This window comes from Chitinibacter sp. SCUT-21 (assembly GCA_041874755.1).
Classification (GTDB): domain Bacteria; phylum Pseudomonadota; class Gammaproteobacteria; order Burkholderiales; family Chitinibacteraceae; genus Chitinibacter.
The window spans coordinates 507,753-520,768 of the sequence record CP102611.1; the positions used below are offsets into that span (position 1 = coordinate 507,753).

Here is a 13,016-nt window from a genome sequence, read left to right on the forward strand (position 1 = left end):
CGCCTTATTTTTCAGATTTCAATACGAGCAAAATCACCGGAATCAAGCCAGTTAGCACGATCATTAAACTGGGCAAAGCGGCATTCGCCCACATGCCTTCCGACGTCATTTCAAATACGCGCACCGCCAAGGTATCCCAGCCAAAGGGGCGCGTCATCAGCGTAATCGGCATTTCCTTCATCACGTCGACAAAGCACATCAACACCGCAGTCAACACCCCGCCACGCAGCAATGGCAAATGCAGTCGCCACAATAATTGCCGCTGATTCAGCCCCAAAGATCGTGCTGCGTCTTCTTGATTGCGGCTAATACGCTGCATTGCGCTCTCGATCGGCTGAAACGCCACCGCCATAAAGCGCGCCGCCAAAGCCAGCAACATCACGGCGACCGAGCCTTTTAAAATTTGATAGGTGGCAAAACCCATGCTTTGCGCAATTGGAATCAGTAAGTTATCGAGCCAAGCAATCGGCAAAAACACGCCGACCGCCAAGACTGAGCCTGGCACCGCATAGCCCAAAGTCGCAATTCGTACCAACCAGCGCGTACCGCGCCCTTGAAAGCGGCGTTGAATAAACACTAGCAAGAGCGCTAAGGTCGCAACAATCAAAGCGGCCAACAGCGAAATCATCATTGAGCGCAAGGTAAAGCCAAAATAGCGACCATCAAGGTCTTCCTGCCAAATGGTGCTCGCCCAAAATAGCAGCTGAATCATCGGAATGATAAAGGCGATCAGCAGCACGCTAGAGCACAAAACGACTGCGGTATAGCGATGCCAACCGCGCAGCACAATGCGCTCGGCCGCAACGATACGACCATGATATTGCCGCGCTCCGCGCGCCCAATGCTCAAGCAACACCAGCACTAGCACAAACAGCACTAGCAACGACGCCAATTGCGATGCCGCGGGTAAATTAAACAGCGCAAACCACGATTTATAAATCGCCGTGGTAAAGGTATCGAAGTTAAAAATCGCCACCGTGCCAAAATCGGCCAGTGTTTCCATCAAAGCCAATGTCAGACCGCCAATCAACCAAGGTCGCGCCATCGGCAAAGCGACTTGCCAAAAACCTTGCTGGCGCGATAAACCGAGCATTTGCGCCGCTTCGAGCGCACGCTTACCTTGCGTGAGAAAGGCATTACGCGCCAATAAATACACATAGGGGTAAAAAGCCAAAGTCAGCACCAAGACCACGCCGCCCGTGGAGCGTATACGCGGAAACCAGCTCGAATCGCCGGTTAAATCGCGAATCAGCGTTTGCACTGGGCCGGTAAAATCGAGCAAACCCACTTGCACAAACGCCAGCACATACGCGGGCATGGCCAGCGGTAGCATCAAGGCCCAGCTAAAGAATTTTCGCCCGGGAAAATCACACACCGAGGTAAACCACGCCAAGGGCACGCCCAGCAACAGCACCCCGACACCCACGCCCAGCAATAAAATCAACGTATTTTTAATCACATCGGGCAGCACATACTCGCTTAAATGCGTCCACACTTCTGGTTGTGGATGCAAAAAAGAGCCCAGTACCACCAATAAGGGAATGAGGGTCAACAGAGCAATCGGCATGGCGTACAGCACACCACGCAACGATGAAAAGCGCATAAATCAAATTCTCGATAATGACAAAGGGCAGACCAGCCGGCCTGCCCTACAGAGTTCAATACACTTATTTAAAGTCTATTGCGATCAACAACGCAAATGATTATTTATAACCAGCACGGTCCATCAGTTTAACAGCAGCACCCTGCAATTCACCAGCTTTGCTCATATTAATCAGGTTTTGCTTGAATGGGCCCCAGCTGCTCACCAATACGTCAGCTTTTACTTTTGGATTTGCAGGGAATTCCATGTCTTTATCAGCGTACAAGTTTTGCGCTTTTTCAGACGACAACCATTCCATCAATTTAACCGCGCCCGCTTCATTTTTCGCATAACGCGTTACACCCGCGCCAGAGATATTCACGTGCGTACCGTTGGTTTTTTGATTCGCCCAGAACAATTTCGCGCCGTAAGCTTCACGTTTGTCTGCTGGCAATTTATCCAGCACACGACCAAGGTAGTAGGTATTCACCACACCCACAGCACATTGGCCAGCAGCAACGGCTTCGATCAATTTGGTGTCGTCTGGGAATACGTCTGTGGCCAAATTAGCAACCCAGCCTTTTACGATTTGTTCTGTTTTAGCTTCGCCTTGCTGAGCGATCATCATCGCAACCAAAGACTGGTTGTAAACTTTCTTGCTGGTACGCAGACACAACTTGCCTTTGAATTTTGGATCGGCCAAGTCTTCGTAAGTCGATAATTGGTCAGCTTTGATCAGGCTTGGGTTGTAAATCATCGTACGAGCGCGCACTGACAAACCAAACCATTGGTTTTTAGCGTCGCGCAAATGCGCTGGGATATTGGTTTCTAGCGTTTTAGATTTTACTGTTTTCAGTAAACCCATATTCGATGCTTGCCACAGATTACCGGCATCCACCGTAATCAGCATATCAGCAGGCGTATTGCCGCCTTCAGCTTGCAGGCGCGCCATCAGCGGGCCTTCTTTATCAGTCAGAACTTTCACTTCAACGCCAGTTTCTTTGGTGTAGGCGTCAAACAGCGGCTTAATCAATTGCTCATTGCGCGATGAGTAAACCGTTACCGTTTCAGCTTGTGCCAAACCAGCCAACAAAGACAGCGCAACAGCAGTGAGAGCAAACTTCTTCATGGTTTTTCCTAAACAATAAGTATTCGCATTATAAGATCAAAACAGAATCATTCTCAATACCAATAAACACTTAGGCTGTAAAAAATATCGCTTCAGTACAATTGATTTTGATGAACTCGCCAACGGCGCTACAATCTGCAGCCGTCATTTGAGGTCGCAAAGAATGCTTTGGTTCCGTAATCTACAAATTTATCGTTTAGCCGCTGATCACGCCTTGAGCGCGGTCAGTATTCAAGCCGAATTAGCCAAACGCCCTTTTGTAGCGTGCGGCAGCATGGATATGGAATCGAACGGCTGGGTGCCGCCAGCTCGTCATGAACCCACTTTAATGGCGCTTGAGCGCCAAAATGCCGTTCTGGTGTCGCTAAAAACCGAAGAAAAAGTTTTGCCCGCCGCCGTCATCAAGGACGAGCTCGATTACCGGGTACAGCAAATTGAAGCGGCCGAGAGCCGCAAAGTCGGTCGTAAAGAGCAGCGCGAACTGAAAGATCGCATTATCGAAGAGCTCACACCGCGCGCCTTTACCCGCTCACGCATTCAGCGTGCGCTGCTTGATTTGGAAAACGGCATTGTCATTGTTGACGCCGCCAGCGCAGCCAAGGCCGAGTTTTTATTATCCACGCTGCGCGAAACCTTGGGCAGCTTGCCAACGCGCATCATCGACACCGAAATCAGCCCCTGTGCTGCGATGACCGAATGGCTCAGCAGCGAAACACCAGATGCATTCTCGCTCGGCCAAGACGCCGAATTGAAAACGCCGGGCGACGACGGCTCGATTGCGCGCTTTAAGCGCCAAGTGATGGATTGCGACGAAGTGCGCCAGCATTTAGAAGTTGGCAAAGTGGTGACGCGCTTGGCGCTGGCCTTTGGCGAACGCCTAACCTTTACCCTCACCGACGCGCTAGAGATCAAATCGCTCGCGATGCTTGACGTATTGAAAGACGAACTCAAAGACATGGACGCCGAAACGCAAGACGCTTTGTTCGAATCACAATACGCCTTGCTGGTGGGCGAGCTGCGCGGGTTTATTCCTGAATTACTCGCCGCACTGGGTGGCGAAACACAACGCTAAGCGAGGTATTGGGCTGCAGATCAAATATGATATACGTTGCAGCCCAATACCCAACTCCAAATCTAAGCTACGCTAGCCAAGACCTTCATCTTTTTGCGCCACAGTCTCCCAACGCCGCATTAGCCGTAAAGTTTACGCGCACCCAACGGCTGAATCCGCGTAAAATACACTCGATAAACTGCACGCTTTGCCAGTAATTTATCAAAGTAGTGCGATCTACTTATTCGCGCGCCGTCTCGCAACACATCGTAGAAGCCTTTCATGTCAAATCAACCCAATACAGCTATCCAGCTCCCCTCGCGCCGCTTCTGCATCGCACCGATGCTCGATTGGACCGATCGGTTTTACCGTTACTTTGCGCGCAAGTTGAGCCAGCACACTTGGCTGTATACCGAGATGGTAAACACTGGGGCGATTTTGCATGGCGATAAGATGCGCCATTTGCGCTTTGACGCCGCCGAGCATCCGATTGCTTTGCAATTAGGCGGCAGCGAGCCGAGTGATTTGGCGCGTTGCGCGAAGATTGCCGAAGATTGGGGTTATGACGAAGTCAATTTAAACGTTGGCTGTCCGAGTGAGCGCGTGCAATCGGGCTCGTTTGGCGCTTGCTTAATGTTAGAGCCGCAATTGGTGGCCGACGGCGTTAAAGCGATGCGCGATGCTTGCCAGATCGATGTGACTGTCAAACACCGCATCGGCATTGATAAAGTCGAAGACTATGCCTTCGTGCGCGATTTTGTTGGCCAGATTAGCGAAGCGGGCTGCCAAACTTTTATTGTGCATGCACGCAATGCAATCTTAAAAGGCTTGAGCCCCAAGGAAAACCGCGAAATACCGCCGCTGAAATATGATTATGCTTACCAGCTTAAGCGTGACTTTCCGAACTTAGAAATCATTATTAATGGTGGTATTACGACCATTGAACAATCGCTAGATCACCTCAATCATGTTGATGGTGTGATGGTTGGCCGCGAGGCCTATCACAATCCGTGGGTTTTGACTGAGGTCGATGCGCAGATTTACGGCCAAGTAGCACGCGAGCAAACTCGCCGTGGCGCAATGGAAAATATGCGCGGTTTTATCGAAGCGGAATTGGCCAGCGGTACGCCACTGCGTTTTATTGCGCGCCACATCCTTGGTTTGTATCAAGGTCAGTATGGTGCAAGACAATGGCGTAGAATGCTATCGGACGCCACACTATTGAAAAATGCCGATTGGCGCCTCATCGAACAAGCACTGGACCAAATTGAAAACAGCGTCGCCCTGCGCGAGCCAAAGTGAGCCCAAGATGATCAAAACCCTTGCAGCCTTAAGCCTTTGCCTGAGCTCACTCACGTGGGCGGACGATATTATTTTGATTGCCACGATGGGCAATAAAGGTATTTTCCAGATCAATGGGCAGAAAAAAACGCTGCAAGCGGGCCAGCAAAATGGCCAATTTAAAGTGATCGCCATTCAAGCCGAATCGGCCGTCGTTGAAAGCAATGGCAAACAACGGCAATTACAACTTGGCCAAGGTTACACCGCGCCTGGTAGCAGCAACGCCAATACCAGCGGCAGCTTGGTTCTAACGCCTGACGAGCGCGGGCATTATATGGTTGACATTACGATCAACCAGAACACGCAAAAAGGCGTGGTCGATACGGGTGCAACGCATTTATCGATGTCGCGCACCACGGCCGACATGATGAAATTGGATTACAAAAATGGCCAAGCGGCGCGTTCGCAAACCGCGAATGGCGTGATCGGCGCGTGGATTATCAAAGTGCCACAGCTTAGACTGGGCAGCATTACGCTTTATGATGTGCCAACCGTCGTGCGCGACAGCAATGACGGCAGCCCCATTTTGATCGGCACCAGCTTGCTCAATCGCTTTCAAATGACTCGCGATCAAAGCTTGATGATCTTAAGCAAAAAAGCATACTAGCCAGTGTATTAGATTGCAGCGCAATTATCAGAATAGACTCAGAGCAATACCCCATGAAAAAAATCGTTCTCGCCAGCAACAATGCCGGCAAACTCAAAGAATTCGCCCTGTTATTTGCGCCACTGAGCATCGAGATTATCGCGCAAGGCCAGTTAGGCGTCCCAGAATGCCCAGAACCTTACGAGACTTTTGTTGAAAACGCGCTGGCGAAAGCACGGCACGCGGCAAAAATCACCGGTTTACCCGCTTTGGCCGATGATTCTGGCCTGTGCGTTCATGCACTAGGTGGCGCGCCGGGCGTGTATTCTGCGCGCTATGCAGGCGAGCCCAAATCGGATGCGCGCAATAACGAGAAGCTGCTGAGTGAATTAAAAAATCACCCAGAGCGCAGCGCTTGGTATTATGCGGCCTTGGTGTTAGTGCGTAGCGAGAACGACCCACAACCTTTAATCGCCGACGGCGTGTGCCGTGGAGAGATTGCGAATGAGCTAATCGGCGATGGCGGTTTTGGCTACGATCCACTCTTTTGGTTGCCTCAGTTTAATAAAACCGTTGCACAAATTAGTGCCAATGAAAAAGCGCAAATTTCGCACCGAGCCAAGGCGCTGAAGGTTTTAATGGCCAAACTTGAGGAAACCGGCTTATGAGCACAAACGACGAAAGCCGCTGGGCTAAATGGTGTCGCGACGATGGCTCAGTGGTATCGTGTACCGAGAAAGTGAAAGTAATGAACGAAAACCTCGATGAGCTCGCGCAAATGGCGCAAGACTTATTCGAAGATGGCCTGTTGATGGAAGTGTCTGCCGAGCAAATGAAGACCGTGCTGCATCAATTAGTTGAAAAGCTTCATAACCCTTACCAATAAAATTTATTTTAACCATTGAGAACCGACATGAAAAAAGCCTTATTAATTGCAGCACTTTGTTTACCCATGTCTATCGCGATCGCTGCCCCCAAAAATGCGAGTAAAGCTTCTAGCGTGAGCAGCGACTCGGGCAACCCTTTCACACCTGAGCGTAATAAGGCTGCGGGCAACCTGAGCACGACCATTGTGACCAACAACAAAATGGCCAATGGTTGCAAAGGCAAAGGCGAACTCACCGAAGACAACATCAAGCAAAGCCTCAACACATGGCAAAATAAAAACAAGCAATACCTGATGGTTCACTATGACTACGTGAATGGTTACTTGGGTGCAGTAAAACAGGTTGGTGGTGATGACGCGGCAAAAAAAGCCTTGGCGGACATGACCAAATTCAATAACGAGCAAGCCAATTCAATGGTGAAAACCATGATCGAAAAAGATGGTGCAGAATTGGCGTGTAAGAAATACTTTACGATCCTCTCTTCTGGGGCAATGGACATTAAAGAAGGCTACCCAGATTTCAAAGTTTGGAAAGGCATGGTTGAGTTTTCGAAAAAGAACTCGCCAAAGCAATAATTTCTATCCAACTATATCGTCTTTTCAATGCAAACTATTTCGCTTAGTCAGCTTGGCTCTTCGGGCTTAAACGCCCTGCCGCCGTTGGCGCTGTATATCCATTTTCCGTGGTGCGTCAAAAAATGTCCGTATTGCGACTTTAATTCGCACGCGGTCAAAGATGCTAACCACCCCAGCGGCCTACCCGAAGATCAATACATTGCCGCGCTGATTAGCGATTTGGAAAGCAATCTGCCTCAAGTGTGGGGCCGCCCGGTAACGAGTATTTTTATGGGCGGCGGCACGCCGAGTTTGTTTTCCGCCGCCAGCATGGATCGCCTTCTAGAGGCGATTCGCGCGCGAGTAAAGCTGAACCCCGACGCTGAAATCACGCTCGAAGCCAACCCGGGCACGTTTGAAATCGACAAATTTGCCGGCTACGCCACGGCGGGGATTAATCGGCTGTCGATTGGCATTCAAAGCTTTAACCCTGAGCATTTAAGCGCCTTAGGCCGCATACATAATCGTGATGAAGCATTGCGCGCGGTTGAAATTGCACACAAGCACTTTGGCAATTTCAACCTCGACATTATGTACGCGCTGCCTAAGCAAACACTGGCGCAGGCGCAGGCCGATATTCGCCTTGCCATTGAATGCGGCTCTGCGCATTTGAGCGCGTATCATTTAACGCTGGAACCCAATACGCTGTTTCATCGCTACCCACCCGCCCTGCCCGACGATGATCTGGCGGCGGATATGCAGGAAATGATCGAAGCAGAACTGGCCAGCGCGGGGTTTGAGCATTACGAAACCAGCGCCTTCGCCAAACCCGGCAAACGCAGTCAGCATAATTTGAATTACTGGCAGTTTGGCGACTATTTGGGCATCGGCGCTGGCGCGCACGGCAAAATAAGCTTTCACGACAAAATCATTCGCCAAGCGCGCTACAAACAGCCGACCGAATATCTGGCCAAAATGGCCGCCGGCAATGCCATTCAGACCGAAACGGTGGTCGAAAAAGATGAGCTACCGTTTGAATTTATGCTTAATCTGCTGCGCTTAACCGAAGGCTTCCCGCTCGCGCTGTTTCAAGAGCGCACCGGTTTGCCGCAGAGCAAGATTTTTACCGAACTCGAGCGCGCCTGTAGCGAAGGTTTACTCGAACGTGATTTACATTGGGTCAAGCCAACTGAAAAAGGCCAGCGCTTTTTGAATGTATTAATGGAAAGATTCTTACCCTAGCCATTTGCTGTAAAGCTACTGCGAGCCGCGATGACGGTGTTAAAAAACTACTGGGTATATGGCAGCAAACTAGACCAGAAAAAGCCTCACAAGCAATACCCAACCCCGTATCAACAGGATTTATTATGGAATGGCCCGTTGCGACTTTGTCGCCGAGTGAAAAATACAATTTGATTACCGACTGCGTCGTTCCGCGCCCGATTGCGTGGGTCACCAGCAGCGATGCAAACGGCAAAATCAATATCGCGCCATTTTCCTACTTTAATATTGTGTCGAGCGAACCAATGATTGTGTCGCTCAGCGTCAATCGCCGCATGGGCCAGGGCGGCGGCAGCGAGCAAAAAGACACTGCGCTTAACCTCATTCATGGCGGCGACTGCGTGATTCATATTCCATCGCACGATCACGCGCCTGCGGTACACGCAACTGGATCAGGCACACCACCATCACAAGAGCAAATCGATAGCCTTGGCCTACAATTTGCACCAGCACAAACCGTTAAAGCGCCACGCATCGACGATTGCGGCGTCGCGCTCGAAGGCCGTTTTTTGCAGCAGATTGAAGTCGGCAGCCCCGTGGTCGCGGATTTAATTCTGATCGAAATCGTCCATATTTATGCCGCCGACGATTTGCTGCACAATGGGCGAGTTCACCCAGAACCATATGCAATTGCTGCCAGTAAAAAACCCTAAACCCTCACCTTTTGGTCAGGCCAATTTCAATTAAGGATGACATTATGAGCAAAGGAATCATTCATTCAGACCACGCCCCTAAAGCCGTTGGCACTTACTCGCAAGCGGTTAAAGTGGGCAACACGGTGTATCTATCAGGCCAAATCGGTCTTGATCCTGTATCGGGCGAGTTGGCTGAAGGTTTTGAAGCGCAAACGCATCGCGTATTCCAAAACCTGCGTGCGGTATGCCAAGCGGCGGGTGGCGATTTGTCTGACATCGTAAAACTGGGCGTATTCGTCGTTGATTTGGCCAACTTTGCCAAATTGAACGAAATCATGGGTGAATATTTCACCGCACCATTCCCTGCGCGTGCAGCGGTGCAAGCCGCAGCTTTGCCAAAAGGCGCGATTGTTGAAGCTGACGCAGTGATGGTGCTCGCCTAATCGTGGCCAGCGGCTACTTGATTGCAAAATACCTGATCACGGCCGCCGCCGTGGTCGGTATTTCTGAAATTGCAGCGCGCTATGAGCGCGTGGGCGGATTGCTAGCCGCCTTGCCGATCATGACGTGCTTAACGCTGATTTGGCTGTACATTGAAAAGCAACCCAGCGCGAAAATTGCCGCGCACGCGTGGTACACCTTCTGGTACGTGATTCCTACATTGCCGATGTTTTTGGCCTTTCCTTTTTTGCTCAACCGTTTTGGATTTTGGCCGGCCTTGCTGATCGCTTGCTGTGCAACCATCGCTATTTTCTTACTGTATGCACAAGTGCTTGCTCGCTTTCAGATTCACTTAATCTAAGGGTATACTCAGCAAAGAGAAGCTGTATTTTGCCTTCAGCAACATACCCAAAGGACATGCGCTATGCCAATTCACAATCCAAGTGATGAAGAAATTAAAGCCATTTTGCTTAACACCAAAACGATCGCCGTGGTGGGTCTCTCAGATAAACCAAGCCGCGCCAGCCATGGCGTAGCCAAATTAATGCAACGCTGGGGTTTTAAGATCATTCCAGTAACCCCAAAACCGCAAGAAACGATTTTAGGCGAAAAGGTCTACCCCACTTTAGCGAGAGTTCCGGGCGAAATTGATCTGGTGAATGTATTTCGCCGCAGCGAAGAAGCAGGCACGGTGGTTGATGAAGCGATTGCGCGCGGCGCAAAAGCGATTTGGTTACAGTTGGATATTATTGATGAAGCGGCCGCCGAGCGCGCTAATGCAGCAGGGATTCCGATCATCATGGATCGCTGCCTAATGGTTGAGTACGGCCGTTTATTTGCCGATTAAACTCACCAAAATTACACGGCAATGACGATTTTGCCACGCTGCGCAAAGAGTCCTTGCCCCGCAGCGGCCCAGCCTTTAGCCTAGCATCAGCGCAAAAACTCAGCTTATCTGCGCATGAATGGTTCTGGGCTACCCCTAATATTTATCGTTTTACCTCGAGCTTTTTTGCTGTTTCAATCGCAATAACAACGGCCAATAAAATCGAATGGAATAATTAAACATGAAGCTGCAATTTAGCAAAATGCACGGTCTTGGCAATGATTTCATGGTCATTGACGGTGTGCGTCAAACAGTAAATCTGAGCTCCGAACAAATCGGCCTCTTGAGTCACCGTAATTTTGGCATTGGCTTTGATCAACTGCTGCTAGTCGAGAAATCCAGCACACCGGGCATCGATTTTCGTTATCGCATTTTCAATTGCGACGGCTCCGAAGTAGAGCAATGCGGTAATGGTTCGCGCTGTTTTGCCCGTTTTGTTTACGAGCAAGGCCTGACTGATAAAACTGAAATCGCCGTAGAAACCGCGAAAGGCGTGATTTACCCGAAATTGGAAGCCGACGGCAATGTCACCGTCAATATGGGTGTGCCCCGCTTTGCGCCGGATGAAATTCCTTTTCAAGCCCCCAACGAAGCGATTGTTGATCCGTTGATCGTTGACGGTGATGTTTTGCAGATATCCGTCGTCTCGATGGGCAACCCGCACGCGGTGCAAGTGGTTGAATCGGTGCAAACTGCTGCAGTTAGCCAGCAAGGCCCCTTGATTGAGGCGCATCCGCGTTTTCCAAACAAAGTGAACGCCGGATTTATGCAGATTATTAATCGCAATGAAATCGCGCTTCGCGTATACGAGCGCGGCGCGGGTGAAACACTGGCTTGCGGCACGGGTGCATGCGCCGCAGTAGTCGCGGGTATTCGCCGAGGACTCCTTGATGAAACGGTGCTGGTTCACACCCGTGGTGGTGATTTAACAATTTCTTGGACGGGCGCAGGCCAAGCCGTCATGATGACAGGCCCTGCAGTGACTGTTTTTGCAGGTTCAATCGACATTTAATCAGGATAAAGCAGATGAATGCGGATGATGTAGTTCAGTGGTTAAAACAAAACCCAGCTTTTTTTGATGAATTTGCCGATGATATCGCGCAAATTTTTGTTCCGCATAATCATGGCGGCCATGCGGTGTCGTTGGCTGAACGACAATTACTCACCTTACGCGATCGGAATAAGCAATTGGAATCACGTTTGGGCGAGTTACTGCAATTTGGCATCGAAAACGACCAAATTTCAGACAAATTGCATCATCTGACCGTTGATTTGATGAAGGCAAATGATCTAGCTTCGATCATCGGTACGCTTGAATATCACCTGAAAGAGCGCTTTAATGTGCCATTTATGGCGCTACGCTTATGGTTGCCGGCCGGCGAGTGCAATTTGATGGAATTCTCGCCAGTCAGTGAAGCGATTCATCGCTTAGCTGAAAATCTAGTTTCCCCGTACTGCGGTCCATATGTCACCGATGAAGTACTCGATTGGTTTGAAATTGGCACTGGTGAACTAAAATCCTTCGCTCAGTTTGCCTTGAAAACCGCAGATCAGCCGTTTGGATTGCTAGTGCTAGCTAGCCCAGACAGCGAGCGCTTCTACCCTGACATGGGCACCTTGTATTTGCAGCGTTTGTCTGATTTATTATCGGCCGCAATTCGCCGCATAACACCAGACAATGGCTAAACCCGCCGCACCATCGCAACAAATTCCCGCGCAAACGCTTGAGCAGTTTGCGCATTTTTTTCGCTATTTGAATGGCGAAAAAATGGCCAGTGCGCACACCTATGCGGCCTACGAGCGTGATTTATGGCTACTAGCACAATACGCGCAGCAAAAAGATTTACACACGCTCACTGCGCAAGACATTCGTAGTTTTGTGCGCCAAATTGCCAGTAAAGGCTTATCGGGGCGCTCTATTGCACGGGCGCTATCGGCATGGCGAATGTTTTATCGCATTATGATTCGTGATTTTCATTGGCCACTGAACCCAGTGGAAGGGGTGAAAGCACCTAAGTCGAGCAAACCCTTACCCGGCACACTCAACAGCGACGATGCGGTTGGCTTTTTGGAAAACATGCCCGACGACGATGCGCTCGATGCTCGCGACAAGGCCATGTTTGAATTAGCCTATTCATCGGGTTTACGCGTTAGCGAGTTAGTCGGTCTAAAGTTGATCGAGCTCGATTTACCGCAAGGTTTGGCCAGCGTAACCGGCAAAGGCAATAAAACACGCGTCGTCCCGATTGGCCATGCAGCGCAGGAATCGCTTCGCCACTGGCTCACAATCAGGCCCGAATATGCACGTGGGCAAGTCGCCACGGTATTTGTGAGCAAAAAAGGGGGGAAATTAACCACCCGAGCCGTACAACTCCGCTTGCAGCACTGGCAGCAGCAGCTCGGGATTAACGAGCCGCTTTACCCACATAAGTTGCGCCACAGCTGCGCCAGTCATTTACTGCAGTCATCGGGTGATTTACGCGCAGTACAAGAACTACTGGGCCACGCCAGTATTGCCACCACGCAGGTGTATACACACTTGGATTTTCAACACCTAGCAAATGTGTATGACCAAGCGCATCCGCGCGCTAAAAATAAGTAGTATTGCTCTAGCAAGCATATTTGATGCTAGCCAGAGCAAAA

16 protein-coding genes are annotated in these 13,016 nt (G+C 50.2%); 14 read left to right on the forward strand and 2 right to left on the reverse strand.

Annotated elements, in window-relative coordinates; translation table 11 throughout:
* Positions 1–4 precede the first annotated feature (4 nt).
* Together NT239_02325 and NT239_02330 are read right to left on the reverse strand one after the other, a co-directional pair.
* On the reverse strand, positions 5–1,603 hold the full coding sequence (locus tag NT239_02325) for an iron ABC transporter permease (protein ID XGA71698.1): 1,599 nt from the start codon (positions 1,601–1,603) through the stop codon (positions 5–7).
* Between the two features lie 100 nt (positions 1,604–1,703).
* Positions 1,704–2,711 (reverse strand): extracellular solute-binding protein, encoded by a 1,008-nt coding sequence (locus NT239_02330; GenBank protein ID XGA71699.1) that lies wholly within the window; start codon positions 2,709–2,711, stop codon positions 1,704–1,706.
* A gap of 163 nt (positions 2,712–2,874) precedes the next feature.
* Between NT239_02330 and NT239_02335 the strand changes: the two genes are divergently transcribed.
* From NT239_02335 to xerC, 14 genes are all read left to right on the forward strand, one after another.
* Positions 2,875–3,783, forward strand: a complete 909-nt coding sequence (locus tag NT239_02335; protein ID XGA71700.1) for a recombination-associated protein RdgC — start codon at positions 2,875–2,877, stop codon at positions 3,781–3,783.
* Between the two features lie 261 nt (positions 3,784–4,044).
* The gene (dusA, locus tag NT239_02340; protein ID XGA71701.1) at positions 4,045–5,064 is read left to right on the forward strand and encodes a tRNA dihydrouridine(20/20a) synthase DusA; all 1,020 of its coding nucleotides are present in this window, start codon (positions 4,045–4,047) and stop codon (positions 5,062–5,064) included.
* A 7-nt stretch (positions 5,065–5,071) separates the two neighbouring features.
* Positions 5,072–5,710 carry a retroviral-like aspartic protease family protein gene (locus NT239_02345; protein ID XGA71702.1) on the forward strand — a complete coding sequence of 213 codons (639 nt, stop codon included), beginning with the start codon at positions 5,072–5,074 and terminating at the stop codon, positions 5,708–5,710.
* Positions 5,711–5,763: 53 nt separating this feature from the next.
* Positions 5,764–6,357, forward strand: a complete 594-nt coding sequence (rdgB, locus tag NT239_02350; protein ID XGA71703.1) for an RdgB/HAM1 family non-canonical purine NTP pyrophosphatase — start codon at positions 5,764–5,766, stop codon at positions 6,355–6,357.
* Positions 6,354–6,575 carry a hypothetical protein gene (locus NT239_02355; GenBank protein XGA71704.1) on the forward strand — a complete coding sequence of 74 codons (222 nt, stop codon included), beginning with the start codon at positions 6,354–6,356 and terminating at the stop codon, positions 6,573–6,575. The genes rdgB and NT239_02355 overlap by 4 nt, the downstream gene beginning before the upstream one ends.
* A gap of 27 nt (positions 6,576–6,602) precedes the next feature.
* The gene (locus NT239_02360; GenBank protein ID XGA71705.1) at positions 6,603–7,151 is read left to right on the forward strand and encodes a hypothetical protein; all 549 of its coding nucleotides are present in this window, start codon (positions 6,603–6,605) and stop codon (positions 7,149–7,151) included.
* 27 nt (positions 7,152–7,178) lie between these two features.
* Positions 7,179–8,372: a radical SAM family heme chaperone HemW gene (gene hemW, locus NT239_02365; protein XGA71706.1), complete on the forward strand. Its 1,194-nt coding sequence runs from the start codon at positions 7,179–7,181 to the stop codon at positions 8,370–8,372.
* 125 nt (positions 8,373–8,497) lie between these two features.
* Positions 8,498–9,064 carry a flavin reductase family protein gene (locus tag NT239_02370; GenBank protein ID XGA71707.1) on the forward strand — a complete coding sequence of 189 codons (567 nt, stop codon included), beginning with the start codon at positions 8,498–8,500 and terminating at the stop codon, positions 9,062–9,064.
* 44 nt (positions 9,065–9,108) lie between these two features.
* Positions 9,109–9,489: a Rid family detoxifying hydrolase gene (locus tag NT239_02375; protein ID XGA71708.1), complete on the forward strand. Its 381-nt coding sequence runs from the start codon at positions 9,109–9,111 to the stop codon at positions 9,487–9,489.
* A 2-nt stretch (positions 9,490–9,491) separates the two neighbouring features.
* The gene (locus NT239_02380) at positions 9,492–9,848 is read left to right on the forward strand and encodes a DUF3147 family protein (GenBank protein ID XGA71709.1); all 357 of its coding nucleotides are present in this window, start codon (positions 9,492–9,494) and stop codon (positions 9,846–9,848) included.
* A gap of 63 nt (positions 9,849–9,911) precedes the next feature.
* Complete coding sequence (locus tag NT239_02385) at positions 9,912–10,334, forward strand: CoA-binding protein (protein ID XGA71710.1); 423 nt, start codon at positions 9,912–9,914, stop codon at positions 10,332–10,334.
* Positions 10,335–10,554: 220 nt separating this feature from the next.
* Positions 10,555–11,385 (forward strand): diaminopimelate epimerase, encoded by an 831-nt coding sequence (gene dapF / locus NT239_02390; protein ID XGA71711.1) that lies wholly within the window; start codon positions 10,555–10,557, stop codon positions 11,383–11,385.
* 14 nt (positions 11,386–11,399) lie between these two features.
* Positions 11,400–12,059, forward strand: coding sequence for a DUF484 family protein (locus tag NT239_02395; protein XGA71712.1), 660 nt, complete (start codon positions 11,400–11,402; stop codon positions 12,057–12,059).
* Positions 12,052–12,975 (forward strand): tyrosine recombinase XerC, encoded by a 924-nt coding sequence (gene xerC, locus NT239_02400; GenBank protein XGA71713.1) that lies wholly within the window; start codon positions 12,052–12,054, stop codon positions 12,973–12,975. Before NT239_02395 ends, xerC begins: the two co-directional genes overlap by 8 nt.
* The last annotated feature ends 41 nt before the right edge of the window (positions 12,976–13,016 follow it).

What these genes read in the sequence shown, in the direction of transcription:
- dapF (XGA71711.1), top strand. Translation starts at nt 10,555, where the DNA reads ATGAAGCTGCAATTTAGCAAAATGCACGGTCTTGGCAATGATTTCATG.
- dusA (XGA71701.1), top strand. Translation starts at nt 4,045, where the DNA reads ATGTCAAATCAACCCAATACAGCTATCCAGCTCCCCTCGCGCCGCTTC.
- hemW (XGA71706.1), top strand. Translation starts at nt 7,179, where the DNA reads ATGCAAACTATTTCGCTTAGTCAGCTTGGCTCTTCGGGCTTAAACGCC.
- NT239_02345 (XGA71702.1), top strand. Translation starts at nt 5,072, where the DNA reads ATGATCAAAACCCTTGCAGCCTTAAGCCTTTGCCTGAGCTCACTCACG.
- NT239_02325 (XGA71698.1), bottom strand. Translation starts at nt 1,603, where the DNA reads ATGCGCTTTTCATCGTTGCGTGGTGTGCTGTACGCCATGCCGATTGCT.
- NT239_02385 (XGA71710.1), top strand. Translation starts at nt 9,912, where the DNA reads ATGCCAATTCACAATCCAAGTGATGAAGAAATTAAAGCCATTTTGCTT.
- NT239_02360 (XGA71705.1), top strand. Translation starts at nt 6,603, where the DNA reads ATGAAAAAAGCCTTATTAATTGCAGCACTTTGTTTACCCATGTCTATC.
- xerC (XGA71713.1), top strand. Translation starts at nt 12,052, where the DNA reads ATGGCTAAACCCGCCGCACCATCGCAACAAATTCCCGCGCAAACGCTT.
- NT239_02395 (XGA71712.1), top strand. Translation starts at nt 11,400, where the DNA reads ATGAATGCGGATGATGTAGTTCAGTGGTTAAAACAAAACCCAGCTTTT.
- NT239_02330 (XGA71699.1), bottom strand. Translation starts at nt 2,711, where the DNA reads ATGAAGAAGTTTGCTCTCACTGCTGTTGCGCTGTCTTTGTTGGCTGGT.
- NT239_02335 (XGA71700.1), top strand. Translation starts at nt 2,875, where the DNA reads ATGCTTTGGTTCCGTAATCTACAAATTTATCGTTTAGCCGCTGATCAC.
- NT239_02370 (XGA71707.1), top strand. Translation starts at nt 8,498, where the DNA reads ATGGAATGGCCCGTTGCGACTTTGTCGCCGAGTGAAAAATACAATTTG.
- NT239_02355 (XGA71704.1), top strand. Translation starts at nt 6,354, where the DNA reads ATGAGCACAAACGACGAAAGCCGCTGGGCTAAATGGTGTCGCGACGAT.
- NT239_02375 (XGA71708.1), top strand. Translation starts at nt 9,109, where the DNA reads ATGAGCAAAGGAATCATTCATTCAGACCACGCCCCTAAAGCCGTTGGC.
- rdgB (XGA71703.1), top strand. Translation starts at nt 5,764, where the DNA reads ATGAAAAAAATCGTTCTCGCCAGCAACAATGCCGGCAAACTCAAAGAA.